Origin of the sequence: Chryseobacterium tongliaonense (assembly GCF_041224435.1) — a bacterium.
GTDB lineage: Bacteria > Bacteroidota > Bacteroidia > Flavobacteriales > Weeksellaceae > Chryseobacterium > Chryseobacterium tongliaoense.
Genome location: NZ_JBGFFD010000001.1, coordinates 717,481 through 744,361, shown reverse-complemented (window position 1 = coordinate 744,361; position 26,881 = coordinate 717,481). Strand labels below are relative to the sequence as shown.

At 37.1% G+C, this 26,881-nt stretch carries 37 protein-coding genes; 8 read left to right on the top strand and 29 right to left on the bottom strand.

The genetic code is table 11. The features are described from left to right. The 24 genes from secY to AB8P06_RS03410 all read right to left on the bottom strand — a co-directional run bounded on the left by secY (window position 1) and on the right by AB8P06_RS03410 (window position 12,716). Window positions 1–1,380: a preprotein translocase subunit SecY gene (secY, locus tag AB8P06_RS03525; protein WP_369837917.1), complete on the bottom strand. Its 1,380-nt coding sequence runs from the start codon at window positions 1,378–1,380 to the stop codon at window positions 1–3. Window positions 1,381–1,389: 9 nt separating this feature from the next. Further along, window positions 1,390–1,839, bottom strand: a complete 450-nt coding sequence (rplO, locus tag AB8P06_RS03520) for a 50S ribosomal protein L15 (protein WP_369837914.1) — start codon at window positions 1,837–1,839, stop codon at window positions 1,390–1,392. Between the two features lie 19 nt (window positions 1,840–1,858). After that, on the bottom strand, window positions 1,859–2,035 hold the full coding sequence (rpmD, locus tag AB8P06_RS03515; protein WP_007839493.1) for a 50S ribosomal protein L30: 177 nt from the start codon (window positions 2,033–2,035) through the stop codon (window positions 1,859–1,861). 11 nt (window positions 2,036–2,046) lie between these two features. After that, window positions 2,047–2,568, bottom strand: coding sequence for a 30S ribosomal protein S5 (gene rpsE / locus AB8P06_RS03510; RefSeq protein WP_007839495.1), 522 nt, complete (start codon window positions 2,566–2,568; stop codon window positions 2,047–2,049). Between the two features lie 19 nt (window positions 2,569–2,587). Continuing rightward, the gene (rplR, locus tag AB8P06_RS03505; RefSeq protein WP_007839497.1) at window positions 2,588–2,941 is read right to left on the bottom strand and encodes a 50S ribosomal protein L18; all 354 of its coding nucleotides are present in this window, start codon (window positions 2,939–2,941) and stop codon (window positions 2,588–2,590) included. A gap of 15 nt (window positions 2,942–2,956) precedes the next feature. Then, on the bottom strand, window positions 2,957–3,502 hold the full coding sequence (rplF, locus tag AB8P06_RS03500; protein ID WP_369837909.1) for a 50S ribosomal protein L6: 546 nt from the start codon (window positions 3,500–3,502) through the stop codon (window positions 2,957–2,959). Between the two features lie 17 nt (window positions 3,503–3,519). Then, window positions 3,520–3,918, bottom strand: coding sequence for a 30S ribosomal protein S8 (gene rpsH, locus AB8P06_RS03495; protein ID WP_007839500.1), 399 nt, complete (start codon window positions 3,916–3,918; stop codon window positions 3,520–3,522). Window positions 3,919–4,063: 145 nt separating this feature from the next. Continuing rightward, window positions 4,064–4,333, bottom strand: coding sequence for a 30S ribosomal protein S14 (rpsN, locus tag AB8P06_RS03490; protein ID WP_027387207.1), 270 nt, complete (start codon window positions 4,331–4,333; stop codon window positions 4,064–4,066). Between the two features lie 3 nt (window positions 4,334–4,336). Then, window positions 4,337–4,888, bottom strand: coding sequence for a 50S ribosomal protein L5 (gene rplE, locus AB8P06_RS03485; RefSeq protein ID WP_007839502.1), 552 nt, complete (start codon window positions 4,886–4,888; stop codon window positions 4,337–4,339). 13 nt (window positions 4,889–4,901) lie between these two features. Next, window positions 4,902–5,228: a 50S ribosomal protein L24 gene (rplX, locus tag AB8P06_RS03480; RefSeq protein ID WP_369837904.1), complete on the bottom strand. Its 327-nt coding sequence runs from the start codon at window positions 5,226–5,228 to the stop codon at window positions 4,902–4,904. Window positions 5,229–5,250: 22 nt separating this feature from the next. Further along, window positions 5,251–5,619, bottom strand: a complete 369-nt coding sequence (gene rplN, locus AB8P06_RS03475) for a 50S ribosomal protein L14 (RefSeq protein ID WP_007839504.1) — start codon at window positions 5,617–5,619, stop codon at window positions 5,251–5,253. Between the two features lie 2 nt (window positions 5,620–5,621). Then, on the bottom strand, window positions 5,622–5,879 hold the full coding sequence (gene rpsQ / locus AB8P06_RS03470) for a 30S ribosomal protein S17 (RefSeq protein WP_053073319.1): 258 nt from the start codon (window positions 5,877–5,879) through the stop codon (window positions 5,622–5,624). An 11-nt stretch (window positions 5,880–5,890) separates the two neighbouring features. Beyond that, window positions 5,891–6,079: a 50S ribosomal protein L29 gene (gene rpmC / locus AB8P06_RS03465; protein ID WP_007839507.1), complete on the bottom strand. Its 189-nt coding sequence runs from the start codon at window positions 6,077–6,079 to the stop codon at window positions 5,891–5,893. A gap of 12 nt (window positions 6,080–6,091) precedes the next feature. Next, a complete protein-coding gene (gene rplP / locus AB8P06_RS03460) occupies window positions 6,092–6,517 on the bottom strand; it encodes a 50S ribosomal protein L16 (protein WP_369837900.1) in 426 nt (141 codons plus the stop codon). A 78-nt stretch (window positions 6,518–6,595) separates the two neighbouring features. Further along, a complete protein-coding gene (gene rpsC / locus AB8P06_RS03455) occupies window positions 6,596–7,330 on the bottom strand; it encodes a 30S ribosomal protein S3 (RefSeq protein ID WP_007839510.1) in 735 nt (244 codons plus the stop codon). 7 nt (window positions 7,331–7,337) lie between these two features. Beyond that, window positions 7,338–7,736 carry a 50S ribosomal protein L22 gene (gene rplV, locus AB8P06_RS03450; RefSeq protein ID WP_007839512.1) on the bottom strand — a complete coding sequence of 133 codons (399 nt, stop codon included), beginning with the start codon at window positions 7,734–7,736 and terminating at the stop codon, window positions 7,338–7,340. A gap of 2 nt (window positions 7,737–7,738) precedes the next feature. Next, window positions 7,739–8,017 (bottom strand): 30S ribosomal protein S19, encoded by a 279-nt coding sequence (gene rpsS / locus AB8P06_RS03445; protein WP_034702850.1) that lies wholly within the window; start codon window positions 8,015–8,017, stop codon window positions 7,739–7,741. Between the two features lie 2 nt (window positions 8,018–8,019). Continuing rightward, window positions 8,020–8,841 carry a 50S ribosomal protein L2 gene (gene rplB, locus AB8P06_RS03440; RefSeq protein WP_369837895.1) on the bottom strand — a complete coding sequence of 274 codons (822 nt, stop codon included), beginning with the start codon at window positions 8,839–8,841 and terminating at the stop codon, window positions 8,020–8,022. 22 nt (window positions 8,842–8,863) lie between these two features. Further along, entirely contained in the window at window positions 8,864–9,154 is a 291-nt protein-coding gene (rplW, locus tag AB8P06_RS03435; RefSeq protein WP_007839518.1) for a 50S ribosomal protein L23, read from the bottom strand. A gap of 3 nt (window positions 9,155–9,157) precedes the next feature. Next, window positions 9,158–9,787, bottom strand: a complete 630-nt coding sequence (gene rplD / locus AB8P06_RS03430) for a 50S ribosomal protein L4 (protein ID WP_369837892.1) — start codon at window positions 9,785–9,787, stop codon at window positions 9,158–9,160. Next, complete coding sequence (gene rplC, locus AB8P06_RS03425) at window positions 9,778–10,404, bottom strand: 50S ribosomal protein L3 (protein WP_007839520.1); 627 nt, start codon at window positions 10,402–10,404, stop codon at window positions 9,778–9,780. The genes rplD and rplC overlap by 10 nt, the downstream gene beginning before the upstream one ends. Window positions 10,405–10,628: 224 nt before the next feature. Next, a complete protein-coding gene (locus tag AB8P06_RS03420) occupies window positions 10,629–11,459 on the bottom strand; it encodes a GLPGLI family protein (RefSeq protein ID WP_369837890.1) in 831 nt (276 codons plus the stop codon). A gap of 49 nt (window positions 11,460–11,508) precedes the next feature. After that, a complete protein-coding gene (locus AB8P06_RS03415) occupies window positions 11,509–11,814 on the bottom strand; it encodes a hypothetical protein (RefSeq protein ID WP_369837887.1) in 306 nt (101 codons plus the stop codon). A 137-nt stretch (window positions 11,815–11,951) separates the two neighbouring features. After that, the gene (locus tag AB8P06_RS03410) at window positions 11,952–12,716 is read right to left on the bottom strand and encodes a DeoR/GlpR family DNA-binding transcription regulator (RefSeq protein WP_369837884.1); all 765 of its coding nucleotides are present in this window, start codon (window positions 12,714–12,716) and stop codon (window positions 11,952–11,954) included. Between the two features lie 117 nt (window positions 12,717–12,833). On the opposite strand from AB8P06_RS03410, the gene AB8P06_RS03405 reads away from it, so the two are divergent. The 7 genes from AB8P06_RS03405 to AB8P06_RS03375 all read left to right on the top strand — a co-directional run bounded on the left by AB8P06_RS03405 (window position 12,834) and on the right by AB8P06_RS03375 (window position 21,890). Continuing rightward, window positions 12,834–14,432, top strand: coding sequence for a glycerol-3-phosphate dehydrogenase/oxidase (locus AB8P06_RS03405; protein ID WP_369837881.1), 1,599 nt, complete (start codon window positions 12,834–12,836; stop codon window positions 14,430–14,432). Window positions 14,433–14,442: 10 nt separating this feature from the next. Beyond that, on the top strand, window positions 14,443–15,939 hold the full coding sequence (gene glpK, locus AB8P06_RS03400) for a glycerol kinase GlpK (protein ID WP_369837878.1): 1,497 nt from the start codon (window positions 14,443–14,445) through the stop codon (window positions 15,937–15,939). A 21-nt stretch (window positions 15,940–15,960) separates the two neighbouring features. After that, the gene (locus tag AB8P06_RS03395; protein WP_369837875.1) at window positions 15,961–16,692 is read left to right on the top strand and encodes an MIP/aquaporin family protein; all 732 of its coding nucleotides are present in this window, start codon (window positions 15,961–15,963) and stop codon (window positions 16,690–16,692) included. Window positions 16,693–16,706: 14 nt separating this feature from the next. Continuing rightward, on the top strand, window positions 16,707–17,507 hold the full coding sequence (locus tag AB8P06_RS03390) for a hypothetical protein (protein ID WP_369837872.1): 801 nt from the start codon (window positions 16,707–16,709) through the stop codon (window positions 17,505–17,507). A 165-nt stretch (window positions 17,508–17,672) separates the two neighbouring features. Then, on the top strand, window positions 17,673–18,086 hold the full coding sequence (locus AB8P06_RS03385; protein WP_369837870.1) for a hypothetical protein: 414 nt from the start codon (window positions 17,673–17,675) through the stop codon (window positions 18,084–18,086). Further along, window positions 18,086–19,060 carry a hypothetical protein gene (locus AB8P06_RS03380; protein ID WP_369837868.1) on the top strand — a complete coding sequence of 325 codons (975 nt, stop codon included), beginning with the start codon at window positions 18,086–18,088 and terminating at the stop codon, window positions 19,058–19,060. Before AB8P06_RS03385 ends, AB8P06_RS03380 begins: the two co-directional genes overlap by 1 nt. 121 nt (window positions 19,061–19,181) lie before the next feature. Next, window positions 19,182–21,890 carry a hypothetical protein gene (locus AB8P06_RS03375; protein ID WP_369837865.1) on the top strand — a complete coding sequence of 903 codons (2,709 nt, stop codon included), beginning with the start codon at window positions 19,182–19,184 and terminating at the stop codon, window positions 21,888–21,890. A 28-nt stretch (window positions 21,891–21,918) separates the two neighbouring features. Here the strand turns inward: AB8P06_RS03375 and AB8P06_RS03370 are convergent, their stop codons facing one another. Further along, complete coding sequence (locus AB8P06_RS03370) at window positions 21,919–22,416, bottom strand: low affinity iron permease family protein (RefSeq protein WP_369837862.1); 498 nt, start codon at window positions 22,414–22,416, stop codon at window positions 21,919–21,921. A 135-nt stretch (window positions 22,417–22,551) separates the two neighbouring features. Between AB8P06_RS03370 and AB8P06_RS03365 the strand changes: the two genes are divergently transcribed. Further along, on the top strand, window positions 22,552–23,571 hold the full coding sequence (locus AB8P06_RS03365) for a terpene synthase family protein (RefSeq protein WP_369837859.1): 1,020 nt from the start codon (window positions 22,552–22,554) through the stop codon (window positions 23,569–23,571). An 88-nt stretch (window positions 23,572–23,659) separates the two neighbouring features. On the opposite strand, the gene rpsJ is transcribed toward AB8P06_RS03365, so the two are convergent. The 4 genes from rpsJ to rpsL form a co-directional block, all read right to left on the bottom strand. Next, window positions 23,660–23,965 carry a 30S ribosomal protein S10 gene (rpsJ, locus tag AB8P06_RS03360; RefSeq protein ID WP_002661363.1) on the bottom strand — a complete coding sequence of 102 codons (306 nt, stop codon included), beginning with the start codon at window positions 23,963–23,965 and terminating at the stop codon, window positions 23,660–23,662. 18 nt (window positions 23,966–23,983) lie between these two features. Further along, on the bottom strand, window positions 23,984–26,101 hold the full coding sequence (gene fusA, locus AB8P06_RS03355) for an elongation factor G (RefSeq protein WP_369837847.1): 2,118 nt from the start codon (window positions 26,099–26,101) through the stop codon (window positions 23,984–23,986). Between the two features lie 6 nt (window positions 26,102–26,107). Then, the gene (gene rpsG, locus AB8P06_RS03350) at window positions 26,108–26,584 is read right to left on the bottom strand and encodes a 30S ribosomal protein S7 (protein ID WP_007839548.1); all 477 of its coding nucleotides are present in this window, start codon (window positions 26,582–26,584) and stop codon (window positions 26,108–26,110) included. A gap of 23 nt (window positions 26,585–26,607) precedes the next feature. After that, window positions 26,608–26,881, bottom strand: a 274-nt coding sequence (rpsL, locus tag AB8P06_RS03345; protein ID WP_369837842.1) for a 30S ribosomal protein S12, incomplete at its 5' end; no start/stop codon positions are given.

Sequence of the window (26,881 nt, the reverse complement as noted above, 5' to 3'; positions counted from 1 at the left end):
TTAATATCCAGTCGTTCTTGATAATTTAGACTGCATTAAGCCATCATAATGATGATTCAGCAGATAAGTATTAATCTGTTGAACAGTATCTAAAATTACTCCAACCATAATCAATAGTGATGTTCCCCCGAAAAATAGGGCAAACGCATCTGTCTGAACAAAGCTTCCATGCACAATTGCCGGAAGGACTGCAAAGATAGACAAAAAAATTGCACCTGGCAAGGTAATTTTTGATAAAATATCATCTAAATAATCAGCAGTTTCTTTACCGGGTCTTACTTTCGGTACTAAACCTCCATTTCTCTTCAAATCATCAGCCATTTGGTTTACCGGAATTGTAATCGCAGTATAGAAGAATGAGAATATAATAATTAATAGGGCAAACAATACATTGTACTGCCAGCTAAAAACATTCTTGAAACCTGCAAGAAAAGTATTAGACTCATCGAATTTAGTCAATAAGCCAGGTACGAACATCAATGCCTGCGCAAAGATGATCGGCATTACACCGGCAGCATTTACTTTCAATGGAATCCACTGTCTTGCTCCCTGCATAAGATTTCTGTTTACACCTCCTCTTGCCTGAGCTCTGCTTACATACTGGATAGGGATTTTTCTAACGGCAACAGATAATACTACTGCCAATAAAACAACCAACATCCAGAAAATTACTTCAATAAGGATCATGATAGATCCCATTCCTCCTTTTCCGTTCTGCACGGCCATCTCCTGTACAAATGCTTCCGGTAGTCTAGATAAGATACCCACCATAATAAGGATAGAAATACCATTTCCGATTCCTTTGTCGGTAATCTTTTCACCTAGCCACATTGCAAATACTGAACCTGCTACAAGGATTACAATACTTGGTAACCAGAACATAATAGAATTTGGCTCTACATAGTATGCAGACTGGAACTGAGCATATGGTAAGAATAATTGAGTAATAGAGGTTAAATAAGAAGGGGCCTGTACTAAACAAACTCCGATCGTTAACCATCTAGTAATTTGATTCAATGTATTTCTACCGGACTCTCCATCTTTCTGAAGCTTCTGAAGATAAGGAATAGCCATTCCCATCAACTGAACAATAATAGAAGCAGAAATATAAGGCATGATTCCTAACGCCATTACGGAAGCGTGGCTGAAAGCTCCCCCCGTAAACGACGAAAGCAAGCCAAGGAGACCTGCTCCTTGCTTGTTACCGCCTTGATTTTTATAATGCTCTAAGAGATCTCCCACCTCTGCAAGGTTAATTGCAGGAAGAGAGATATAAGATGCGAATCTATACACAAGGATAATACCTAAGGTAAAGAGAATTTTTTCTCTTAATTCTTTTAGGTTCCAAATATTCTTAAGGGTTTGTATAAATTCTTTCATTAGTTACTATTATAAGGTAATTGCTTTTCCACCTGCTTTAGCAATAAGCTCTTCAGCAGATTTAGTGAATTTGTCAGCAGAGATTGAAACCGCAGATTTCAATTCTCCTCTACCCATAATTTTCACTAATTCGTTTTTAGTTGCTAAACCGTTTGCTACCAAAACTTCTTTCGTAATATCTCCTGTGATAGATTTATTTTCGATTAAAATCTGGATAGAATCAAGGTTGATAGCTCTAAACTCTTTTCTGTTTACGTTTTTGAATCCGAATTTAGGTAATCTTCTTTGTAAAGGCATCTGACCTCCTTCAAAACCGATCTTCTGAGAATAACCAGCTCTTGCTTTCTGTCCTTTATGTCCTTTTGTAGCAGTACCTCCTTTTCCACTACCTTGCCCTCTACCAATTCTTTTAGAATTATGAGTTGCACCTGCAGCAGGTTTTATGTTGTTTAAATTCATTTTAAATTTTTTTAAAAAATTATTTTTGAACTTCAAGTAAATGACTAACTGCAGCTATCATCCCTAAAATAGACGGTGTAGCTTCGTGTTCTACAACTTGGTGAAGTTTCTTAAATCCTAATGCTTCAAGCGTTCTCTTTTGGGTTTTTGTTCTTCCAATAGCGCTTCTTACTTGCTTTACTTTGATTGTTGCCATTGTTTTATTTATTAACCGTTAAACACTTTAGTTAGAGAAACTCCTCTCATTCTTGCAATTTCTTCAGGTCTTCTGATGTCTAACAATGCTTTGAAAGTAGCTTTCACCACGTTGTGAGGGTTTGAAGATCCTTTTGATTTTGAAAGGATATCGTGAATACCAGCAGATTCCAATACCGCTCTTACCGCACCACCGGCGATAAGCCCTGTACCGTGAGAAGCAGGTCTTAAGAAGATATCTGCACCACCGTATCTTGCAGTAGTCTGGTGAGGAATTGTGTGATTCATTACAGGAACTTTCACAAGGTTTTTCTTAGCGTCTTCAACTGCTTTAGCAATTGCAGAAGCAACCTCTTTAGATTTTCCTAAACCGTAACCGATAACTCCTTCTTCGTTACCCACAACTACGATAGCAGAAAACCCGAAAGCTCTACCTCCTTTAGTTACTTTTGTTACTCTGTTTACAGCTACGAGACGATCTTTTAATTCTAATCCTCCCGGTTTTACTCTTTCTATATTATCTAGTCCTAACATATTTTCCGAAATTTAATGATTAGAATTTAAGTCCTCCTTCTCTCGCACCATCAGCTAAAGCCTTAACTCTTCCGTGGTATACGAATCCGTTTCTATCAAATACAATATTTTCGATTCCTGCAGCGATAGCCTTAGCAGCGATAGCTTTACCTACAGCAGCAGAAACTTCAATCTTAGTACCTTTAGCGTCAACTCCTTTCTCTCTTGAAGAAGCAGCTACTAAAGTTTTACCATCTTTATCGTCGATTAACTGAGCGTAAATTTCCTTATTACTTTTATATACAGATAATCTTGGCAATTCAGAAGATCCAGAGATTTTCCCTCTTACTCTTCTTTTTATTCTTATTCTTTTTTCTAATTTACTTAATGCCATAATACTTATAATTTATTAAGCAGATTTACCAGCTTTACGTCTAACATTTTCACCAACGAATCTCACACCTTTTCCTTTGTACGGCTCAGGCTTTCTGAATGAACGGATCTTTGCAGCTACCATTCCAAGAAGTTGCTTATCGTAAGACGTTAAAGTAATAATTGGATTTTTACCTTTTTCAGTCAATGTATCTACTTTCACTTCGCTAGGAAGTTCTAAAACGATACCGTGAGAGAATCCTAAAGCCAACTCAAGTTTTTGACCTGAGTGAGAAGCTCTGTATCCTACCCCTACTAGTTCTAGTTTCTTTTCGAAACCTTCTGATGCACCAACCATCATGTTGTTGATCAACGCTCTGTATAAACCGTGAAGCGCTTTGTGTTGCTTAGAATCAGACGGTCTGTTTACAGTAAGCTCGCCATCTTTCTGTTCTAAAGTAATTCCTTCTGTAAGCTCCTGAGAAAGTTCTCCTTTAGGACCTTTTACAGTTACTACACCATTGTTTTCAGTGACTGTAACTCCAGCGGGAATTGTTATAATTGCTTTACCAATTCTTGACATTTTCCTTTGATTAAAAATTAATAAACATAGCAGATTACTTCACCGCCTACTTTCTCTTCTCTAGCTTTCTTATCAGTCATTACTCCTCTTGAAGTAGAGATGATAGCTACACCCAAACCGTTCAGTACTCTTGGAAGCTCAGTTGAACCTTTGTACTGTCTTAAACCTGGTCTTGAAGCTCTTTGGATAGACTTAATAGCAGGTTTGTTGGTTTGTTTGTCATACTTTAAAGCGATTTTGATTGCTCCCTGAACAGCGTTATCCTCAAACTTGTAGTTTAAGATATACCCCTGATCAAATAAGATCTTCGTAATCTCCTTTTTGATTTTCGATGCAGGAATTTCCACCACTTTGTGGCCTGCGCTTTGTGCGTTCCTTACTCTTGTTAGGAAATCTGAAATTGGATCTGTTACCATTTTTCTATTTTAAAATTATTGGTTAAAGACAATCAGTATTGAAGGGACTTGAAGATTAAAATATCAGACTTCAGAAAATCTTAGGTCTGATATTTTTATTCTTTAGTATCCAGACAACTTAATTGTCCCGATTAATTAGTAATTATTACCAACTAGCTTTTTTAACTCCCGGGATAAGACCGTTGTTTGCCATTTCTCTGAAAGTTACTCTGGAAATACCAAACGTTCTCATGTATCCTCTTGGTCTACCTGTTAGTTTACATCTGTTGTGTAATCTTACAGGGGAAGCATTTTTAGGTAATTTTTGAAGTCCTTCATAATCACCTGCTTCTTTTAAAGCTTTTCTTTTGTCAGCGTATTTAGCAACTAGTGCTTCTCTTTTGCGCTCACGCGCTTTCATTGATTCTTTAGCCATTTCTTAGTTCTTTTTAAATGGTAAACCGAAGTGAGTTAATAATGCTTTAGCTTCTTTATCTGTTTTCGCAGTGGTAACGAAAGTGATGTCCATCCCCTGGATTTTTTTCACTTTGTCGATTACGATCTCAGGGAAGATAATTTGCTCAGTAATACCTAAGTTATAATTACCTCTACCATCGAAACCATCAGCTTTGATACCAGAGAAATCTCTAATACGTGGCAATGCAGAAGAAGTCAATCTGTCTAAGAATTCGTACATTTTGTTAGCTCTAAGAGTAACCTTAGCACCTACAGGCATACCTTTTCTTAATTTGAAAGCAGCTTCATCCTTTTTAGAAATAGTACCTACGGCTTTTTGCCCGGTAATATTTGTAAGTTCTTCAACAGCATAGTCAATGATTTTTTTGTCTGCAGTAGCATCACCTAAACCTTGAGATAAGATGATCTTTTCTAATCTAGGTACCTGCATTACAGATTTGTACCCAAATTCTTCCATCATTGCAGGAACAATTGTTTCTTTATATGCTTTCTTGGGTCTTGCTATATATTCCATGTGTTATTTAAAATTATAAAGTTTCACCCGTTTTTTTATCAAATCTTACTTTCTTATCTCCTTCAGTTCTGTAACCTACTTTGACAGCTTTTCCGTCTTTACCAACTAAAGCTACGTTTGAGATATGAATAGAAGCTTCTCTTTCTACAATTCCTCCTTGAGGATTTGAAGCTGAAGGCTTAACGTGTTTTTTGATGATGTTAAGTCCTGCAACGATTACTCTAGGGTCTCTTCCTTCTTTTTTGATCACTTCAATAACTTCACCAGTCTTACCTTTGATATCTTTCTTACCGGTAGTAATGATTACGTTATCTCCTCTTTTTATTTTTAACTTTGACATTTTCTTTTAAAAATTTTAAAAATTAAAGTACTTCAGGAGCTAATGAAATGATTTTCATATATTCTTTGTCTCTCAACTCACGGGCAACCGGTCCGAAAACACGGGTTCCTCTCATTTCTCCTGCTGCGTTTAGTAATACACAAGCATTGTCTTCGAATTTGATGTATGAACCATCTTTTCTTCTAACTGCTTTTTTAGTTCTTACTACTACAGCTTTAGATACCTGACCTTTTTTAGCGTTTCCTGATGGTGTAGAATCTTTGATAGTAACAACGATTTTATCACCAACTGAAGCATATCTTCTTCTGGTTCCTCCCAGAACTCTGATAACTAGTACTTCTTTTGCACCTGTATTATCAGCAACTTTTAATCTTGATTCTGTTTGTAACATTATTACTTAGCTTTTTCAATGATTCTTACTAATCTCCATCTCTTGCTCTTGCTCAAAGGTCTAGTTTCCTGGATAAGAACTGTATCACCTTCTGTGCATTCGTTGTTTTCGTCGTGTGCAGTATATTTTTTCGTTTTCAAAACGAATTTACCGTACATCGGGTGTTTCACTCTCGTAGTCTCACTTACAACAATGGTCTTTTCCATTTTATTGCTGGAAACTATTCCGATTCTTTCTTTTCTTAAGTTTCTTTCCATAATGTATGAAAATCTTATTGTTGTTTAGTGGTTAACTCTGTATTTAGTCTTGCGATTGTCTTTCTCAAATCTCTGATTTGAATCGGGTTCTCAACCGGGCTGATTTTGTGAGCCAGGATCAATTTTGAATATTGAGCTTTAGCTTCAGCCAGTTTAGTTTGAATATCTCCCGCGCTTAAATTTTTAATATCAGCTTTTTTCATTGTATTCAAAGATTATAGAGGTTTAACAAAATCGTTAGCAACTACAAATTTGGTCACTACCGGTAATTTTTGTGCAGCAAGTCTTAATGCTTCTTTAGCGATTTCGTAAGGTACACCTCCGATTTCGAACATAATTTTACCTGGTTTTACTACAGCTACCCAATATTCCACGGCACCTTTACCTTTACCCATCCTTACTTCGGCTGGTTTCTTAGTAATCGGCTTATCCGGGAAGATTTTGATCCATAGCTGACCTTCTCTCTTCATATATCTTGTAGCAGCGATACGTGCAGCTTCAATTTGTCTTGCAGTGATCCAAGCACCTTCTGTTGCTTTGATTCCGAAAGTTCCATAAGCAAGTTGATTACCTCTCTGAGCAATCCCCTTCATCTTCATCTTATGAACTCTACGGAATTTGGTTCTTTTTGGTTGTAACATAATTTCTTAAATTTTAGATTTTAGAATTTAGATTTTAAAAAAGTAACGGTCATTTAAAAACTATCCTCTAAAATTTTATTAATTATTTTTTTTATCTCTTGAAGGTCTTCTGTTATCTCTGTCTCCTCTGTTTCCGCCTCCTGAAGGTCCTTTTTTCTGTTGTCCTACTAAAGGAGAAAGTTCTCTTTTACCATAAACTTCACCTTTCATAATCCAAACCTTTACCCCTAGCTTACCATATTGAGTCAATGCTTCACCAATATGATAATCGATATCAGCTCTGAAAGTAGATAAAGGAATTCTTCCGTCTTTGAAAGATTCGCTTCTTGCCATTTCAGCACCATTCAATCTACCGGAGATCTGAACTTTGATACCTTCAGCTCCCATTCTCATTGTACCTGCCATTGCCATTTTAACAGCTCTTCTGTAAGAAATTCTGTTTTCAATTTGCTTAGCAATGCTATCAGCTACCAATACTGCATCAAGCTCAGGTCTTTTGATTTCGAAAATATTGATTTGAATATCCTTTTTAGTAAGTTTCTTCAATTCTTCTTTTAACTTGTCAACTTCCTGACCTCCTTTACCGATGATAAGTCCCGGTCTAGCAGTAGTAATTGTAACTGTTACTAATTTTAATGTTCTTTCAATATATATTTTTGAAATTCCACCTTTAGATAATCTAGCTTCAAGGTATCTTCTGATTTTGTAGTCTTCAGCGATTCTGTCTCCATAATCGTTTCCACCAAACCAGTTAGAATCCCATCCTCTGATGATACCTAATCTGTTACCAATTGGATTTGTCTTCTGTCCCATACCTTGATTAATTTTCTTTATTACCTAAGATTAATGTAACGTGGTTAGATCTTTTTCTGATTCTGTACCCTCTACCTTGCGGAGCCGGTCTCAGTCTCTTCAATTGTCTTGCACTATCCACGAATATTTCTTTAACGATAAGGTTAGCTTCTTCAATATCCGCACCTTCGTTTTTAGTCTGCCAGTTTGCCATAGCAGAAAGAAGTAATTTCTCTAACTTGTTAGATGCTTCTTTTTTAGAATATTTTAGGATATAAAGAGCTTTATCTACCTGCTCTCCTCTAATGATATCAGCAACTAATCTCATTTTTCTAGGAGAAGACGGGCAATTATTTAATGAAGCTTTTACAACGTCTTTGTTAGCTTCTTTTCTTGCGATTGAACTATCTTGTTTTCTTGATCCCATGATTATCTGCTTCCTTTATTTTTGTTACCACCATGACCTCTGAAAGATCTTGTTGGAGAAAATTCGCCTAGCTTGTGACCAACCATGTTTTCTGTAACGTATACCGGGATAAAAGATTTCCCGTTGTGTACAGCAATAGTTTGTCCTACGAAGTCCGGAGAGATCATTGATGCTCTAGACCAAGTTTTGATAACTGTCTTCTTACCAGACTCTATGTTTGTCTGAACCTTCTTATCTAAAGTATGATGAATGAATGGTCCTTTTTTAAGTGATCTTGCCATAATTATTTTCTTTTAGATATGATATGACGGTTAGACGCTTTATTTTTCTTTCTGGTTTTGTAACCTTTAGCTGGCATACCGTTTCTAGATCTTGGGTGACCTCCTGAAGAACGTCCTTCACCACCTCCCATTGGGTGATCTACAGGGTTCATTACTACCGGTCTAGTTCTAGGTCTTCTACCTAACCATCTGCTTCTACCAGCCTTACCTGAAACAGTTAACTGATGATCAGAGTTAGAAACAGATCCAATCATTGCATAACATTCAGTAAGGATCATTCTGGATTCTCCTGAAGGCAATTTGATGATTGCATATTTACCGTCTCTTGAAGTTAATTGAGCTGAAGAACCAGCACTTCTTGCTAAAATAGCACCTTGACCAGGCTTCATTTCAACACAAGAGATTACAGTACCTAATGGAATATTTTTCAATTTCATTGCGTTACCAATGTTTGGTTCTACGCTTTCACCTGAAACTACTTTCTGATCTACTTTAATACCGTTTGGAGCGATGATGTATCTCTTCTCTCCGTCAGCATATTCTAATAAAGCGATAAATGCAGTTCTGTTTGGATCGTATTCTACAGTTTTTACCGTAGCTTCAATATTAGCTTTATTTCTCTTGAAGTCGATAATTCTGTATTTCTTTTTGTGTCCACCTCCGGTGTAACGCATGGTCATTTTACCTGTTTGGTTACGTCCACCTGACTTTTTAATACCAACTGTTAGAGATTTCTCTGGTTTGTTGGTAGTAATTTCCTCAAAATTGTTTACAATTCTGAATCTCTGTCCCGGGGTGATAGGTTTTAATTTTCTAACAGACATTACTATTATTTATAATTAATAATTAATTTACAGCAAAAATGTCGATTACTTCTCCCTCAGCAAGAGTGATAACCGCCTTTTTCAATTTGTTTGTCTTTCCTACTTGAAGACCTTTTTTAGTGTATTTCGAAGAAACCTTCGGAGCATAAATCATTGTTCTAACGTCTGCTACTTTTACACCGTAAGCTTCTTCTACAGCTTTTTTAATCTGGATTTTATTCGCCTTAGTGTTTACTAAGAAAGAATAAGCACCTCTTAAATCTGTAAGATAGTTAGCCTTTTCTGAAATAACTGGTTTAATGATAACTGACATGACTTATTTCTTTAAATTTTCCTGGAATTTTTCAACGGCACCTTCTAAGAATATGATCTCACCTGCATTCATTAAGTCATATGAACTGATTTCGTTAAAGTTCATTACTTTCGTTTTAGGTAAGTTTCTTGAAGATAAATATACATTCTTGTTAGCTTCAGGAAGTACGAATAAAGACTTCTTATCGTTTAATGCCAATGCATTTAAGATTGTGATGAAATCTTTAGTTTTAGGAGCGTTTAAGCTCAGATCTTCCATTACTCTGATGCTGTTGTCTCTCATTTTTTGAGATAAAACAGATTTTTTAGCTAATCTCTTAAGAGCTTTGTTCAATTTGAATCTGTAGTCTCTTGGTTTTGGTCCGAATACTCTACCCCCACCTCTGAAAGTTGGAGATTTGATATCACCATATCTAGCAGAACCAGATCCTTTTTGCTTCTTAAGCTTTTTAGTAGAAGCAGTAATTTCGCTTCTTTCTTTTGCTTTATGAGTCCCTTGTCTTTGTGCGGCAAGGTACTGTTTAACTTCTAAGTAAACCGCGTGCTGATTTGGCTCAATTCCGAATACTGTTTCGTCTAGAGTTACTTTTCTTCCGGTCTCTTTTCCTGATGTATTTAATACTACTAGTTCCATTTTCTGATAATTACATAAGAATTTTTAGCTCCCGGAACAGCACCTTTTACTACTAAAAGATTTTGTTCTTGATCCACTTTTAACACTTGAAGGTTTTGTACAGTTACCTGCTTACCTCCCATTCTACCCGCCATTCTCATTCCTTTGAATACTCTCGAAGGATCCGATCCAGCACCGATAGAACCTGGAGCTCTAAGTCTGTTGTGCTGACCATGAGTAGCTTGCATTACACCTCCAAAGCCATGTCTTTTAACAACACCCTGGAAACCTTTACCTTTAGAAGTTCCTGTTACGTCAACATATTCACCTTCAGCAAATAAATCAACTTTTACTTCTTCTCCTACTTTTACTTCATCAACGAATTCTCTGTAGAATTCTACCAATTTAGCTTTAGGAGCAGAACCAGCCTTTTTAAAATGGCCAGCTAACGCTTTACCAACGTTCTTTTCACTCTTGTCATCGAAACCCAATTGAACTGACTTGTAGCCGTCCTTTTCTATGGTTCTGACCTGTAAAACCGAGCATGGACCAGCCTGAATAACTGTACAAGGAATGTTTTTTCCTTCTTCGTTAAACAAAGACGTCATACCGATTTTTTTACCAATAATACCTGACATTGTTTATATTATAATAAAATTTATCCTTTATTTATCACCATTTTCAGGAAGTCTGAAGTAATTTCTACTTTTGATATAGGCATACTACGCCCCTAAAATGAGTGTGCAAATGTATGAATAATTTTACAACTGACAAATATTTACAGCAAAATATTTTGATTTATAGAAAGTTAAAGCCTTCCATTTTTTTGGAAGGCTTTAACTTTTTATAAATAGATCAGGGATTATTCGATTTCCATAGATTCATATTTAACATTTTGTTGTTTAATAATAATTGGTGTACCATCTTCATTGTAAGCTTTGCCACTATAAAAAGCTCCAGGATTTTCTCTATATGTTTTTTGTACATTCCTGAATTTTTCTCTTGTTGTTCTTAATATAGACTTTTCATTTCGTAAATATATCTTCCTAGGGTTTTTATCAATACCAACTGCAACAAAATGATATTTCCTGTCACTATCTTCAACTTCCATTATTAAACCGGGAAGTCCATTAAATATGTAAGGTCCATTACTGACCGATATATCATTGGTATACCAAGCTACATAATCTCTTCCCCTGTATTTTACGGTTGCTTTATTACACTTATATCCTAATATGTCTTTATCTTCCTTCTCTAAACTCCAGTTAAGCTTTGGTTGACTTTCTTCATACTGATAGACTTTTCTAAACCTATCCTGAACTGTAATTGAATCATTGTTCCTAAAGATCACATTATGCCATAAAACTTTTGTTTTTAAATACAAACCAGTTTCCTTTGCTCCAATCGTATTTTGACTACTGTATTTTTCGTCTAACGAATCTATTTTCATATGATTATGATCAAAAAATTTAGAAACCTTATCTCCAATTTCTAAAATACATAATACTTCTCTTTGACTATTTAATGAAAGAGCATTGTCTAAAAAATTTACTTTATAATATATATTATAAGAGCTCTTTTCATAATTGATAACTTCAAAAGGTGCTGTTTTAATTGAGAAGTTAGGAGAAATGATTGATTGCCCATTGTAAAAAGACAAGAAAAAGGTTAATATTAATGGATAGAATTTCATATTTGTTAAATGATAAAGAATCGTAACAATTAAGAGAATTTTTAAACGACTAAAAACCTGTCCCTAACTGTGTGGAGGCACATTGTTGGTCTGTAAAATAAGCAGCATCAGCATTTAAGTCAGCGATATTTGAATAATCATTCGCATCTAAATAAAATACTTTACCACACCAAGTAGAAACACCGATCCAATTATGCAACGATATCGCAATTTTCACTTGCTTTTCTAAATTTTGGCTTTCAACTTTTTCAATTACAGCTTCTTTATTTTTAACAGAAGTATTTTCTTTTTTAATTTCTTTAGCACTTGTTAAGCCCGCAGCTCCTAAAGCTGTAATAAATAATAATTTTTTCATATTGTTTGTTTTTTAACATCACGAAACTATTATTAAAAAACAAGTCAGTCAACGGCAAGCAATCAACTGATTAACAAAATACTAAACTTAAAAAGTTTCTTTGATTAATAAAAAGTATTTGAATCTTTAAACTTAAATTATTTCACAATAACACTCACACCAGCTTCTTCAAGTCTAACTTTATCCCCTTCCAAGATTTCATCATCTGTAATAAGATAGTCAACCTTATCCAGAGAAGCAATCTTTCCGAATCCTTTTTTATTTAATTTGGATGAGTCAGCCAGAATAACCACTTTTTCGGAGCATTCGATCATCAGCTGATTCAAATGAGCTTCAGCAGCGTTTGATGTACTGATCCCGAACTCCATATCAATTCCGTCAACCCCAAGGAATAATTTATTACATGAGAACTGTCTCAGAATCGTTTCAGAGATGGAACCCACAATAGAAGTAGAACTCTTCCTCACCTCACCTCCCAATTGAATGATATTAATATTAGGATTATTGCAAAGCTCAAGAGCAACTCTTAAGGAAGAAGTAAGAACGGTAAGCGGTCCAAAATTTTTCAGCATTCTGGCCAGATAATGCATGGTAGTACCTGAAGCAAGAATAATACAGTCATTTTCATCAATAAGCTGTAAGGCTGCTTTTGCAATATTCTGTTTTGCCTCCACATTGATACTTTCCTTTTCATCCACATTCCTCTCATAAGCATATCGCATATGTTTACTGGCACCGCCATGATTCCGGAAAAGTAATCCCAAGCTTTCCAGATAATTCAAATCCTTTCGGATCGTAACTGAAGAAACATTAAACTTTTCGCACAGCTCCTGCACAAGAACATAGTCTTTTTCATCCAATACCTTTAAAATATCATTATGCCGGGCTATTAGCTTTTCCATTGTATTTGTTTCATCAAAAATATCATTTTTTTTTGACTTCTTAAAAATTTCATTTATTTTCTTTTTAGTTTCGTTTTTAATTTATACATTTGAAAACGAAACATAAACGAAACAGTTATGAAACGAAATGAAGAACTAAATAAATTAGCCGATACTCAGGAATGGGACTTTATCATTATAGGTGGTGGCGCGAGTGGCTTAGGTTCAGCATTGGACGCAACAAGCAGGGGATTCAAAACATTATTGATAGAATCTCATGATTTTGCAAAGGCAACCTCCAGCAGAAGTACAAAACTTGTGCATGGTGGCGTAAGATATCTTGCACAGGGAGATATCGGATTGGTAAAAGAAGCTTTGAAAGAAAGAGGCCTGCTTGCAAAGAATGCAGCCCACGTAGTAAAAAACCAGTCATTCATCATACCGAATTACACATGGTGGGGCGGCATCTATTATAAGATAGGATTATCTGTCTATGATTTTCTGGCAGGGAAACTAAGTCTCGGAAAAACACAATACATCAGCAAATCCAGGACGATCGGTAAACTTCCGACGATAGAACAGAAAAATCTGATGAGCGGTGTGGTATATCAGGATGGGCAGTTTGATGATGCCCGTTTAGCGATCAACCTGGCACAAACAATTATTGAAAAAGGAGGCAGTGCCATTAATTATCTGAAAGTAATCAACCTGATCAAAAACGATTCAAATAAAATAACAGGTGTCGTTGCCGAAGATCAGTTCACCCAAAAGCAATACGAGATACATGCGAAGGTAGTTATCAATGCAACCGGGGTTTTTACCAATGATATTCTGAATATGAATAATCCCAAGCATGGTAAATTTGTGGTACCTAGCCAGGGAATCCATTTGGTATTGGATAAATCTTTTCTGAAAAGCGATGATGCCATCATGATCCCCAAAACTTCAGACGGAAGGGTTTTGTTTGTCGTCCCATGGCATGACAGGGCTTTAGTAGGAACTACTGATACCTTATTGGAAACCGAAAGTTTTGAACCGAGAGCTTTAGAACAGGAAATTAATTTTGTTTTAAATACGGCAAGACAATATCTCTCAAAAAAACCAACCCGGGAAGATGTAAAATCTGTATTTGCAGGGCTCAGACCCCTCGCAGCACCAAAAGGAGAAGGTAAAAACACAAAAGAGGTTTCCAGAAGCCACAAAGTGATTATATCAGACACCGGGTTAGTTTCAATTATCGGCGGAAAATGGACGACTTATCGTAAAATGGCGGAAGACACCATTAATAAAGCCATGGAAATTCATAAAATGAAACCAATACCTTCATCTACCGAACATTTATCCATCCATGGTAATGTAAAAGCTGAACAGGTGGACAGAAGCAGTCATTTATATGTTTACGGATCTGATATTCCGGCGATCCGGTCTTTGCAAAACGAAAATCAAAATTATGCAGAAAAAATACACCCGGATCATCCGTTTACGGTAGCTGAAATCATATGGGCCGTACGAAATGAAATGGCAGAAACAATAGAAGATGTTCTGGCCAGAAGAGTCCGCATGCTGTTTCTGGATGCCAGAGCCGCAATAGACAGTGCTCATAAAGTGGCAGCAATCATTGCTGAAGAGAGAGGGCTTGGACAGGAATGGGCACACCAACAGGAACAAGAATTCATTGAATTGGCAAAGGGTTATTTATTGACTCCGTATTCTCCTAAAACAATCAATCTAAATTAATATGCGCGATATGAGTGGAAAATTAATTCTAGCTTTAGATCAGGGTACAACTTCCTCTAGAGCTATTTTATTTAATCACAGCGGAGAAATAGAATACATTTCTCAAAAGAGTTTTGAACAGATATTTCCTACTCCGGGCTGGGTAGAGCATGATCCCAATGAAATATGGTCTTCCCAGATTTCCGTAGCGGCTGAGATCATTGCAAAAGCAGGCATCTCAGGATTGGAAGTTGCAGCAATTGGTATCACCAATCAACGTGAAACTACTGTGGTATGGGATAGAGAAACCGGTGAGCCCGTTTACAACGCTATAGTCTGGCAAGACAGAAGAACGGCCAAATATTGTGATTCTTTGAAAGAAGAAGGTCATGCCGATATGATCAAAGAAAAAACAGGTCTCGTTCTGGATGCTTATTTTTCAGCAACAAAACTGAAATGGATCCTGGATAATGTAGAAGGAGCAAGAGAAAAAGCGGAAGCAGGAAAATTATGTTTCGGAACGGTTGATACATGGCTGGTCTGGAAACTTACCCGCGGAAAAATGTTTATCACCGATGTTTCCAATGCCAGCAGAACCATGCTTCTGAATATCCACACTTTGGATTGGGATGATGATCTGCTGCAGTTATTCAACATTCCGAAAGCAATCTTACCCGAAGTGAAACAAAGCAGTGAAATTTACGGAGAAACAGCCACCACCCTTTTTTCCACCAAAATTCCGATTGCCGGTATCGCCGGAGATCAGCAGGCTGCATTGTTCGGGCAGATGTGCACCACGCCGGGAATGGTAAAAAACACTTACGGAACCGGCTGCTTTTTATTAATGAATACAGGAAAAGAAGCTGTATCCTCTAAAAATAATCTGCTTACAACCGTTGCATGGAAAATCAATGGAGAAGTTAATTATGCTTTAGAAGGAAGCGTATTTGTAGGCGGTGCAGCTATACAATGGCTGAGAGATGGTTTGAAACTCATTAATACTGCTGAGGAAATAAACGACCTCGCTCAAACTGTAGAAGATAATGGCGGAGTCTATTTTGTTCCTGCTTTGACAGGTTTAGGAGCGCCTTATTGGGATCAGTATGCAAGAGGAACTATTGTTGGGGTTACCCGTGGAACGACTAACGCTCACATCGCGAGAGCTACGTTGGAAGGAATTGCATTTCAGGTATATGATATTGTAAAAGCAATGGAAGCGGATTCCGGGCGAGCCAGCCTTGAATTGAGAGTGGACGGCGGAGCTTCCGCAAGTGATCTTTTGATGCAGATACAATCGGATTTATTCGGATTTAAAATTACAAGACCGAAAACACTGGAAACTACCGCATTGGGAGCAGCCTATCTCGCAGGTCTTGCTGTAGGATACTGGAAAAATATTGATGAGATCCAGTCTCAATGGATTGTAGACAAAGATTTCCATCCTAAACTGGAAAAAGAGAAGACAGACCGCATGATCCATTTATGGAAGAAAGCAGTAACACGTTCTCAAAACTGGATCGAAGATTAACCCATTTTACAAAAAATACATATGACTCCATTTATAGCAGAAATAATCGGCACAATGCTTATGATCCTATTAGGCAACGGTGTTGTAGCCAATGTTGTTTTGAAAGGTACAAAAGGAAATAATTCCGGATGGATTGTGATTACCACAGCCTGGGCATTAGCCGTTTTTGTAGGTGTTACCGTTGCAGGGCCAATAAGCGGTGCTCACCTGAATCCCGCCGTGACACTAGGCCTGGCCATTGCCGGAAAATTTTCCTGGGATCTTGTTCCGTCATATATTGCCGCTCAGATGATAGGGGCATTATCAGGAGCATTTTTAGTATGGCTGTTTAATAAAGACCATTTTGCCATTACAGAAGATGAAGGTGCAAAACTGGCTTGCTTCAGCACCGGACCGGCCATCAGAAAAACTTCTTCCAATCTGATCAGTGAAATTATAGGAACCTTCGTTCTGGTATTTGTTATTTTTCATTTTGCAGATCCTAGTATTTCTTTACTTAATGATTCTACAGCAAAAGTAGGTCTGGGTTCTGTGGGAGCACTTCCGGTAACCTTATTGGTTTGGGCCATCGGTTTATCATTGGGAGGAACTACCGGATATGCCATCAATCCTGCTCGTGATCTGGGACCGAGGATTATGCACGCACTTCTTCCGGTAAAAGGAAGCAGCGACTGGAGCTATGCATGGATTCCTGTGGCAGGTCCCATTTTGGGAGCAACTTTAGCAGCATTACTTTATGGTGTTTTAAATTAATCACAAAAAAATCAATGAAAAAATTTTCGATAATGATATGCCTGGCTATGCTGGGCACAGGGAATCTTTTTGCCCAGGACAGCACAAAAACCAAAGAAGGCAGATTAGATTTTACCGCCAACATTCAGAATAATCACCTGTGGAGAGGATTGATTATTACAGACAAACCGGTGGTTATGGGAAACCTTTCTTATGCCTTCGATGCAGAAAAGAAATGGAAAGTCGGATTATGGGGAGCTTCTTCGCTCACTGATGATAAAGACAGTACCCATTACAAGGAGATCAATTATTACGTTCAGTATTCCGACGGGCGATTGTATATCGGGTTGTGGGATTTATTTAATTCCAGGAACATTAATACTGAGGTTGCTTCTGATGACATTTTCAATTATTCCAACAGAAAGACAGCCCATATCATTGATTTAAGAACCAATTATACTTTCGGGCCATCGTTTCCGATCAATATCGAAGCCGATATTATGCTTTATGGTGGAGCAAATGCAGGCGAAGTGGTTTTAGAACCTGACGGAAGCTATAAAAAGAATAAATACTCGACTTATGTACAGGCCAGCTATCCTGTAATAAGGGATGAAAAAGTAAATTTAGATGCCTTTGTCGGTGGCGGATTTGCATTAAATGACAGGAATTTCCTGTATGGCAGCGGAAAAGACAGTTTTGAAATTGTCAACGTAGGCCTGAAAGCCAGTAAAGCCATTAAGTTTTCCGAACATTACAGCCTCCCCGTCTTTATGATGGCCATGTGGAATCCGGCTAATAAATTTGCCAGGATACAGCTTAGCGCGACTGTATTTTAAAAATATGATCTAATAAATTTCAATTAACCATTCCGTTCCGGAGTGGTTTTGTTTTGTTGATGATCAGAATTTAAGTCTATCCTTTCTGAAAAGACTCAGGAAATAAAACATCGGGTTTTTACGGTTTAATTTTTGCTGGGATATTTTTAATTTTGAATAAAAAATATGAAAAAGATTTTCAGCTTCCTTATTCTATGCATCAGCCTTTTGTCTTTTGCCCAGTCTAAAGCTCCCTTCACGGGAAAAAGAACTTTCAACATCATTGAAGGATACAGTGGTACCGGAACTCCGGCTTATTATCTTGAAGTAAAGAAAAACGATGATGTCTATTTCGGCTTTGTCCAGGTAAACCAGGCAAGCGGAGAAGAAACTTCCGAAGAAATCAATGCCGGAAAGTACAATCCTAAAGTGATGAAGGTATATTTCAAGACGTATAACGAAACTTTCTATGTAAAATTTGACAAGGAAAAAATCTACCTTACCGACGAAAAAGGCAATATTCAAAAATCGGAAGATTGCTGTTCCGTTTCCGAGATGGATAAAGGAGACTGCACCTGTGAAAGCGCATTTTACCAATAATGAAAGTTCTGCGATTTTTATTCCTTTTCCTTTTGGTTATTTCATGTAAGAAAGAGGATCATCCGTACACATTTTATTACTGGAAAACCCGTCTTGTCTTGAATCAGGAGGAGAAAAAGGCCTTAGATCAGGCTACAACACCTTATGTATATACCCGTTTTTTTGATGTGAGTAAAACCGATGGAAAATTTCAGCCGGTTGCAGTCATTACCAAAGACCAAAACTTTACCACTGATAAAAAGATCGTTCCTACGGTTTTCATTACAAACCAGACCTTTCTCAATATTTCTGCTGATGAAATCAAATTTCTGGCTGAAAGCATTGATCGTTTAATCCGGAAAAAAACAACAGAATATCACCTGAAAACAAATAATGAAATTCAAATTGATTGTGACTGGACTGCAGGAACGCACAATGATTATTTTAAATTCTTAAAAGAGCTGCAGAAAGTTTCGGGAAAAGAAATCACCTGCACGCTTCGTCTTCATCAGGTAAAGGATAAAAACCTTACCGGAATTCCGCCCGTTAAAAAAGTATACCTGATGTGCTATTCCACGTCTTCACCATTGGAAAGCTCTGATAAAAACTCAATTTTGGAGGTCAATACACTGAAAAGTTATCTTTCAAAGCTGGAAGATTATCCTATTCAGCAAATAGAAGTGGCACTGCCGATCTATTCATGGGGAATTGTCACCAATTATCTGGGAAAGCATAAGCTGATCAATGCATTGTCTGAAAAGGATCTGGAAAACCCTGATTTCAAAAGAATTTCAGCAAATGAAATTGAAATCATGAAAGACGGATTCTATTTTGGAAACTATTTAAACAAAGGCTTTACCATAAAAATAGAAGAGATTTCGGATCAGCAGCTGGAAGAGGTCGTTAATTTCTTAGAGAAAAAAATACCCCAATTCAATATCATTTATTACCAATTAGATAGTAAATTTGTTGTAGATCAGAAGTTTAATTTTTAATTGAAGCATAAATAATACGAATCTTTTAACAAATAAAAACCTGTGTAAAGAACACAGAAAACTATATTGTATTGATTAAATATTTAAAACTATAAACTCAAATAAAACATCACAAAATAATATGAAAAAGTATATTCTTTCATTAGCAGTGCTATCACTTTTCTATACCAAGTCTGATGCATGCGCATGGTCTGACCCGGACTATGAATATTTCAATCTGTTTACCCAGAGCATCATCAAGGATAAATCTTACCTGCCTTTTCTTCACAGTTATTCGACAAGGTTTTATACTGAGTTTAAAGCGGGACAGATTCCGGATGAAAATATTGATTCATGGCGAAAGTTTTTCAATAATCAGCTCAGTTATTCAGAGACAGATTATCTTGTGAACAAAATGGGGATGAATGATCTTAATGAATTAAAAAAAGGAAATCCCAACAATCAGCTGTTAAAAAAGCTGGGCACCGGTTTTTACCAAAAATACCACGAAGGAATTGATTATTTAATTGAGGCAAAATATCTCGAGCCTTATATGAGAATCAACTTCATTGAAAATGCAGATTCGTTTTATTATGGCGGAACCGGAAATGATAAAAATGCAACCAACCTTGATTACAATAAGACAATTTCCGCTTTAACTTCGCTCTACAACGCGGCAAAAAATCCGGAGATCAAACAGCGGTACGGCTATCAGCTTGTCCGCTTCAATCATTATACACGGAATTATGATACTGCACTTCAGGCTTTCAAGATGTATGTAGAACCAATCAGGTTAAAAGGAGCTCCTTATTTCATGGCTCTTGATCAGCTTGCAGGTGCACAGAGAGGTTTAAAAATGAACGGTGATGCCAACTGGAATTTCTTTCAGGTTTTTATGAACAGTAAAAGCCGTAAAGAATCTGCGTTTGTTTCGATGAAGCTTTCGGATACTGCATCTTTTAATAATATCCTGAAACGGGCTGGGAACAATGATGAAAAAAACATGGCTTACTTTCTTTTAGGCTATGAAGATTTCACAAATCCTATTCCTATTATGGAAAAGATGTATGACATCAATCCGGATTCGGAAATTCTAAAAGTAATGGCGGTGAGAAGCATCAACGAACTTGAAAGAAATTATCTTCCGATTTATTATTATAATTCTGATGATGAAAATCAGGCAGCGGTTCAAAAAGACGGTTCAAAAGCAACTGTAGATAAAGCCAAAACCGAAACCAAAGAAGTAAAGGAAAAAGAGCTTTCTTTCTGGCAGAAAATTATAAGATTCTTTAAAAACCTTTTCGGAGGTAAAAAAGATAAAAATTCAACTGAAAGCAAAGCCGACCAGAGCGATGATGAATTACTGGACAACCCGAACAGAATTCCGGTTTATACCAACAGCAATTACTGGTATGGAAACAAGACAAAAGATTTCCTGGATGAGCTGGAAAAATTCACTGAAAAGACCAAAGAGAAATCAAAAGACGAATACTGGCAGATTGCAGATGCTTATTTGCAGTTCCTGAAAAAAGATTATAAAGCAAGTACTGAAATTTTAGATGAGATCAAAACCAATAATCCGGAATATCTTGAAGAGATCAAAAGGATGAAGGTATTGAATGATATAGTCTCCCAACCAAAAATTACGGCAGAATATGAAGATCACCTGATGAAAGATTATTCAGAATATTTTATCGATCAGGAAGCTAAAAAAGACAGTGCCACTACCGATTATGATTATTATGGTCCTGTTCCGTCAACGGCATCTTTCCTTAAAGATGTTCTGGCTAACCGTTATTTCCTTCAGGGTGAAGACGGAAAATCTTTCTTGATGAATAATAAGCTTTCCGACCTGCAGTACAACCCGAATTCAAGTCTGGTAAAAAGCGTTGAGGACTTTTACAGAAAACCCGACAAGACCCGGTTTGAGCAGCAGATCATCGCCAAAAATATGGATGATGTTGGCAATATTGATGCGTTCTTCAGCGTAATTTATGGTGACAGAGCAATGCGGCAGGCTGATTTTGAAAAAGCAAAATCTTATTATCAGAAGGCACAGAACTTTGTAGGGATTCCAAGGATTAATTATGACTGGGTTTCTACTGAGCAGCCGAAAGTTCCTCATCAATATGCAGCGAATGAATATAACGGCTTCAGAAATATTCCTGATTATATTTTCGGACATAATTTTTGGGAAAGCTACCAGAGTGATGCGCAGACCAGTATGGAAAATGAAGATTATTCCCAGTTTCCATTCATCAAGCCGGATATGAGCAAACTGGAACTGGCAGATGCTTTGATCCAGCTTAAAAAAATAGGTTCAGGAAAAGATGAAAAAGCAGCTAAAGCGAATCAACTGATAGGAAATCTCTTGTACAACACTTCTATTCTGGGGTATTACAGACATATTTTTGTAATGGATGTTGATAATACGAATGGCGGAAAGTATGATTTCTGGAATACCGATAAGAAAACACCTTACCAGTATTATTATAAAAACTTCCTCGACAGGTCTTATATAGAACCTGACAACTTTGACCTGGCAATCAATTATTACAGAAAAGCTCTGGATGCTTCCGCCAATAAAGAACAGAAAGCCAGAATCATCTTCCAGATGGCGAGTGCCGAGCAGGGAAAATATTATCAGTATGAAGCAAAAAATCCGGCTAATGTCAGCTATTCTGATCCTAAGTGGTCTGAAAAAACCGATGCTTACCAAAAACAGTTGGATCAGATTAAAAATCAAAAATACCGCACCTATTTTGCTTTGCTGAAAACCCAATATGCAGATACTGAAGCTGCGAAAAGTCTGATGGGAAGCTGTTCTTATTTCAGCTATTTCATGAAATAATCTTCAATATCTATAATAAAAAAAGGAATCAAATTGATTCCTTTTTTTGTTGTTTTCCCAGCCATTCTTCATGCTTCTTTTTGAAGAACTCATGTTTATAATCCTGGTTCCTTTGGGCAGCATCGATGGAGTGTGAAGTGTGAATATCTGCATCTTCTTTGGCAAAGCTCGAAAGCTTTTCGTAGTAGCAATGTAACTGGTCAAGTTCTTTTTCCGTCAGGTCTTCTATATCTACAATTCTGTTGCTCGCTTTTTCATTGGCGGCAAGAAGCTCATTCAGTTTGATCTGAATTGCTTTTGAATCTTTATTCTGGGCTTTCTGAATCAGAAACACCATTAAAAAAGTAATAATGGTCGTTCCGGTATTGATCACCAGTTGCCAGGTTTCTGAATAATCAAACAAAGGCCCTGAAAATGCCCATCCCGCCACAATAAGCGTTGCACCGATAAATGCATAGGAACTTCCTGTAAATTTCGTTGCCCAATCTGAAAACTTTTCAAATATACTTTTGTTTGGTTGACTCATTGTAATAGTTTTTAAGAGAATGCCAGCAAAAACTCCGCCGAAACCGGCACACAGTAAATCAATTTCAAAAATCAAATTAAATCTCAATTTTTTGAATTAATTTTAAACAAAACTTAACCATAAAAACAAAATAATATGAAAACTTCAATTACAGATGAAGAATTTTATGCGGATTTAGCAGAACTCCCTAAACCTAAGTATCCTTTTCCGGATTTTATTCATCCCGATTATTTACAGCAAAGACAAGAATATTATGACTGGATTGATAAAGAATATATTTTCCACAGTTTAACAGCCCGCGAAAAGCACAAGCAGCACAATCTTACCGATCTTGCAGCACGCGGTTGCCCTTTTTTAAACAACATTGCAGAGCTACGGCCTTTAGCCAATTATACAGGCAACGGAGCGATGATGGACGATTATTTTGACCGTTGTACACGCAGCGAAATGTATGAAATAACAGATCGTATCATGGCATTATTAAGCGGTGATGATCTTAAAGAGCCAACAGATAACGGCATATTCCATCAATTCTGGATATTAAGGCAAGATGCCATTCAATGCGGAATCCCCGAACGTTTATACAAAAGGTTTGTAAAGTCAATACATGAGGTACTTATCGGCTATTCGGAAGAAAAGGTATATTACAGGACAAATACCATTCCGCCGCTACCTGTTTACCTGCTTATCCGGGAAGCGACAAGCGGAGTTCAGCCTTATTGTAATTATGTGGCGTTGCAAAAGGAATATCGTGATTTACCGGATGAAATTTTTGACCATCCACACATTAAGCGTATTTATACCCTTTGTGCTTTAATGATCGGCATTCATAATGATATTATATCTTTACCCAAAGAGCTTCACCGGGAAGAAGACACGATGAATCTTGTGAAAGTCATGCAGCAAGAACATAAAATATCATTAAAGGAAGCTTATATGAAAGCTTTGGAGCTCCATGATTGTTATTTAGATGAGTTTCTGGTTTTACAAAAATACCTTCTACCTTTTGATCATTTTCATGAGACAGTCTGTAACTATGTGGAAGATCTTGGTGTAATGGTCGCCGGAGTTTATGCGTGGCATATGAATGACACGACCCGTTATGTAAACGGAGGATATGTAGAAGGGGAATACAAAAGTGGGAAGGAATCATGATTATGATTTCAGCTTATCTGTAAAATATAAAAATCCGTCCCTTTGAAAGGAACGGATTTTATTATAATCATTGCAAAGTATGCAATTATCACACTTTAATTTCCACGTCTACACCGCTTGGTAACTCTAATTTCATTAGAGCATCCACAGTTTTAGAAGAAGAAGAATAGATATCCATCAATCTCTTGTGAGCAGAAAGTTGGAACTGTTCTCTTGCTTTTTTGTTAACGTGCGGAGATCTCAACACAGTGAAGATTCTCTTATTTGTTGGTAATGGAATTGGCCCGTTTACAACAGCACCAGTAGCCTTTACCGTTTTTACGATTTTCTCAGCAGATTTGTCTACTAAATTATAATCGTAAGATTTTAGTTTTATTCTGATTCTTTGTGACATTTTAATCTAATTTAAATATTAACCTTTAGCCTTAGCGATTACTTCTTCAGCAACGTTTGATGGTGCCGCTTCATATTTTTCAAACTCCATAGAAGATGTAGCTCTACCAGAAGACAATGTTCTAAGTGAAGTTACATAACCAAACATTTCAGAAAGTGGAACGAAAGCTTTGATTACTTTTGCATTATTTCTGTCATCCATACCGTTTACAGTACCTCTTCTTCTGTTAAGGTCACCTACGATATCCCCCATATATTCTTCCGGAGTTACAACTTCCAGTTTCATAATAGGTTCCATGATCACAGCTTTTGCAGCTCTACCAGCTTCTTTGAATCCCATTTTAGCAGCTAATTCGAAAGATAATTGATCCGAGTCAACCTGGTGGTAAGATCCGTCTTTCAATACAATCTTCATAGCCTCAACTTCAAATCCGGCTAAAGGACCATTCTTCATAGATTCTTTGAAACCTTTTTCTACTGAAGGGATAAATTCTTTAGGAATGTTACCACCTTTGATTTCGTTGATGAATTCAAGACCGGTTTTACCTTCGTCAGCTGGTCCGATAGTAAATACGATATCTGCGAACTTACCTCTACCCCCAGATTGCTTTTTGTAAACTTCTCTGTGGTTAGCAGTTTGTGTAAGAGCTTCTTTGTATTCTACCTGAGGCTGTCCCTGGTTAACTTCAACTTTGAATTCTCTTCTCATACGATCTACAAGGATGTCAAGGTGAAGCTCACCCATCCCTGAGATAATCGTTTGTCCTGAAGCCTCGTCAGTCTTAACCTGGAAAGTAGGATCTTCTTCAGCTAATTTAGCCAAAGCATTACCCATTTTATCCTGGTCAGCTTTAGTTTTAGGCTCAACAGCGATACCAATTACCGGATCAGGGAAAATCATCGATTCAAGAACGATTGGATTTTTCTCGTCAGATAAAGTATCTCCTGTTTTAATATCTTTAAATCCTACAGCTGCACCGATATCTCCTGCTTCAATATATTCTACAGGATTTTGCTTGTTAGCGTGCATCTGATAGATTCTGGAAATTCTTTCTTTGTTTCCTGATCTTGTGTTAAGAACATAAGAACCAGCGTCAAGTCTTCCGGAATAAGCTCTGAAGAATGCCAATCTTCCCACGAACGGGTCAGTAGCAATCTTGAATGCTAATGCAGAGAAAGGCTCTTTTACATCCGGCTTTCTTGTGATCTCAGCATCTGTATCAGGGTTTGTACCTGTAATATCATCTTTATCCATTGGAGAAGGAAGATATTTACAAACCGCATCAAGCATAAACTGTACTCCTTTGTTTTTGAAAGAAGAACCACAAGTCATTGGAATGATAGAAAGATCGATAGTAGCTTTTCTTAATGCTTCGTTGATTTCCTCTTCAGAAATTGAATCCGGATCTTCGAAGAATTTCTCCATTAAAGTCTCATCATAGTCAGCTACAGCTTCTACTAATTTCTCTCTGTATTCTAAAACTTCATCTTTCATGTCTTCAGGAATTGGCACTACTTCGAAAGTAGCTCCTTGTCCTGCTTCATCCCAGATGATAGCTCTGTTTTTAATTAAGTCTACAACACCTTTAAAATCTTCTTCAGCACCGATTGGTAAAACGATTGGAACTGCATTAGATCCTAACATTTCTTTAACCTGTTTTACCACGTTAAGGAAGTCAGCACCCTGTCTGTCCATTTTGTTTACGAATCCCATTCTTGCCACTTTATAGTTGTCAGCAAGTCTCCAGTTTGTTTCAGACTGAGGCTCTACTCCATCTACTGCAGAGAATAAGAATACCAAACCATCCAATACTCTTAAAGATCTGTTTACTTCTACAGTGAAGTCAACGTGTCCCGGTGTATCGATGATGTTGAAGTGGTAAGGTTTAGTTTCAGGAAGAGTTTTTCCCTGATCAGTCGGGAAATTCCAGCTACAAGTAGTGGCAGCAGAAGTAATGGTAATACCTCTTTCTGCTTCTTGCTCCATCCAGTCCATTGTAGCGGCACCTTCGTGAACCTCACCAATCTTGTGGGTTTTTCCTGTATAGAATAAAATTCTTTCTGTTGTGGTAGTTTTACCGGCATCAATGTGAGCAGCAATACCAATATTTCTTGTAAATTTAAGATCTCTTGCCATTTCAGATTAGAATTTAAAGTGTGAAAACGCTTTGTTAGCTTCCGCCATTTTGTGAGTATCACTCTTTTTCTTGTAAGCAGCACCTTCTTCTCTAGAAGCAGCTACAACTTCATTAGCTAATTTCAAAGCCATAGACTTATCATTTCTAGCTTTTGAATATTTGATTAACCATTTCATTGCCATAGAAATTTTTCTATCAGCTCTGATTGGCATTGGGATCTGGAAGTTAGCTCCACCTACTCTTCTAGAACGTACTTCTACGTGAGGCATTACATTCGTTAATGCATCTTTCCAGATTTCAAGGGCTGTTTTCTCGTTATCTCCTTTTTTAGTTTCTACGATATCTAATGCATCATAGAAAATTTTGAATGCGATAGACTTTTTACCGTCAAGCATTAAGTTGTTTACGAATCTTGTTACCAACTGATCATTAAACTTTGGATCTGGTAACAACGGTCTTTTTTTCGCTTTTGTCTTTCTCATTGTTTCTGTACCTTATTTAATGATTATTTTTTCTTTCCTTTTGCTGGTGCAGCAGCTGCCTGACCTGGCTTAGGTCTCTTAGCTCCATACTTCGATCTTCTCTGTGTTCTTCCATTTACACCTGCAGTGTCTAAAGCACCTCTTACGATGTGGTAACGTACTCCCGGTAGGTCTTTCACCCTTCCGCCTCTCACCAATACTATCGAGTGCTCCTGAAGATTATGTCCTTCGCCCGGGATGTAGGCGTTAACTTCTTTTCCGTTAGAAAGTCTTACCCTTGCTACTTTTCTAAGTGCA

Excerpts from the sequence above, each read along its gene's own strand:
- secY (WP_369837917.1), bottom strand. The coding sequence starts at position 1,380 with ATGAAAGAATTTATACAAACCCTTAAGAATATTTGGAACCTAAAAGAA.
- rplO (WP_369837914.1), bottom strand. The coding sequence starts at position 1,839 with ATGAATTTAAACAACATAAAACCTGCTGCAGGTGCAACTCATAATTCT.
- rpmD (WP_007839493.1), bottom strand. The coding sequence starts at position 2,035 with ATGGCAACAATCAAAGTAAAGCAAGTAAGAAGCGCTATTGGAAGAACA.
- rpsE (WP_007839495.1), bottom strand. The coding sequence starts at position 2,568 with ATGTTAGGACTAGATAATATAGAAAGAGTAAAACCGGGAGGATTAGAA.
- rplR (WP_007839497.1), bottom strand. The coding sequence starts at position 2,941 with ATGGCATTAAGTAAATTAGAAAAAAGAATAAGAATAAAAAGAAGAGTA.
- rplF (WP_369837909.1), bottom strand. The coding sequence starts at position 3,502 with ATGTCAAGAATTGGTAAAGCAATTATAACAATTCCCGCTGGAGTTACA.
- rpsH (WP_007839500.1), bottom strand. The coding sequence starts at position 3,918 with ATGGTAACAGATCCAATTTCAGATTTCCTAACAAGAGTAAGGAACGCA.
- rpsN (WP_027387207.1), bottom strand. The coding sequence starts at position 4,333 with ATGGCTAAAGAATCAATGAAAGCGCGTGAGCGCAAAAGAGAAGCACTA.
- rplE (WP_007839502.1), bottom strand. The coding sequence starts at position 4,888 with ATGGAATATATAGCAAGACCCAAGAAAGCATATAAAGAAACAATTGTT.
- rplX (WP_369837904.1), bottom strand. The coding sequence starts at position 5,228 with ATGTCAAAGTTAAAAATAAAAAGAGGAGATAACGTAATCATTACTACC.
- rplN (WP_007839504.1), bottom strand. The coding sequence starts at position 5,619 with ATGTTACAAACAGAATCAAGATTAAAAGTTGCTGATAATACAGGTGCA.
- rpmC (WP_007839507.1), bottom strand. The coding sequence starts at position 6,079 with ATGAAAAAAGCTGATATTAAAAATTTAAGCGCGGGAGATATTCAAACT.
- rplP (WP_369837900.1), bottom strand. The coding sequence starts at position 6,517 with ATGTTACAACCAAAAAGAACCAAATTCCGTAGAGTTCATAAGATGAAG.
- rpsC (WP_007839510.1), bottom strand. The coding sequence starts at position 7,330 with ATGGGACAGAAGACAAATCCAATTGGTAACAGATTAGGTATCATCAGA.
- rplV (WP_007839512.1), bottom strand. The coding sequence starts at position 7,736 with ATGGGATCAAGAAAACAAGATAGTTCAATCGCAAGAAAAGAAGCTAAC.
- rpsS (WP_034702850.1), bottom strand. The coding sequence starts at position 8,017 with ATGGCAAGATCACTTAAAAAAGGACCATTCATTCATCATACTTTAGAT.
- rplB (WP_369837895.1), bottom strand. The coding sequence starts at position 8,841 with ATGTCTGTTAGAAAATTAAAACCTATCACCCCGGGACAGAGATTCAGA.
- rplW (WP_007839518.1), bottom strand. The coding sequence starts at position 9,154 with ATGTCAGTTATCATTAAACCAGTTATTTCAGAAAAGGCTAACTATCTT.
- rplD (WP_369837892.1), bottom strand. The coding sequence starts at position 9,787 with ATGGAACTAGTAGTATTAAATACATCAGGAAAAGAGACCGGAAGAAAA.
- rplC (WP_007839520.1), bottom strand. The coding sequence starts at position 10,404 with ATGTCAGGTATTATTGGTAAAAAAATCGGTATGACGTCTTTGTTTAAC.
- AB8P06_RS03420 (WP_369837890.1), bottom strand. The coding sequence starts at position 11,459 with ATGAAATTCTATCCATTAATATTAACCTTTTTCTTGTCTTTTTACAAT.
- AB8P06_RS03415 (WP_369837887.1), bottom strand. The coding sequence starts at position 11,814 with ATGAAAAAATTATTATTTATTACAGCTTTAGGAGCTGCGGGCTTAACA.
- AB8P06_RS03410 (WP_369837884.1), bottom strand. The coding sequence starts at position 12,716 with ATGGAAAAGCTAATAGCCCGGCATAATGATATTTTAAAGGTATTGGAT.
- AB8P06_RS03405 (WP_369837881.1), top strand. The coding sequence starts at position 12,834 with ATGAAACGAAATGAAGAACTAAATAAATTAGCCGATACTCAGGAATGG.
- glpK (WP_369837878.1), top strand. The coding sequence starts at position 14,443 with ATGAGTGGAAAATTAATTCTAGCTTTAGATCAGGGTACAACTTCCTCT.
- AB8P06_RS03395 (WP_369837875.1), top strand. The coding sequence starts at position 15,961 with ATGACTCCATTTATAGCAGAAATAATCGGCACAATGCTTATGATCCTA.
- AB8P06_RS03390 (WP_369837872.1), top strand. The coding sequence starts at position 16,707 with ATGAAAAAATTTTCGATAATGATATGCCTGGCTATGCTGGGCACAGGG.
- AB8P06_RS03385 (WP_369837870.1), top strand. The coding sequence starts at position 17,673 with ATGAAAAAGATTTTCAGCTTCCTTATTCTATGCATCAGCCTTTTGTCT.
- AB8P06_RS03380 (WP_369837868.1), top strand. The coding sequence starts at position 18,086 with ATGAAAGTTCTGCGATTTTTATTCCTTTTCCTTTTGGTTATTTCATGT.
- AB8P06_RS03375 (WP_369837865.1), top strand. The coding sequence starts at position 19,182 with ATGAAAAAGTATATTCTTTCATTAGCAGTGCTATCACTTTTCTATACC.
- AB8P06_RS03370 (WP_369837862.1), bottom strand. The coding sequence starts at position 22,416 with ATGAGTCAACCAAACAAAAGTATATTTGAAAAGTTTTCAGATTGGGCA.
- AB8P06_RS03365 (WP_369837859.1), top strand. The coding sequence starts at position 22,552 with ATGAAAACTTCAATTACAGATGAAGAATTTTATGCGGATTTAGCAGAA.
- rpsJ (WP_002661363.1), bottom strand. The coding sequence starts at position 23,965 with ATGTCACAAAGAATCAGAATAAAACTAAAATCTTACGATTATAATTTA.
- fusA (WP_369837847.1), bottom strand. The coding sequence starts at position 26,101 with ATGGCAAGAGATCTTAAATTTACAAGAAATATTGGTATTGCTGCTCAC.
- rpsG (WP_007839548.1), bottom strand. The coding sequence starts at position 26,584 with ATGAGAAAGACAAAAGCGAAAAAAAGACCGTTGTTACCAGATCCAAAG.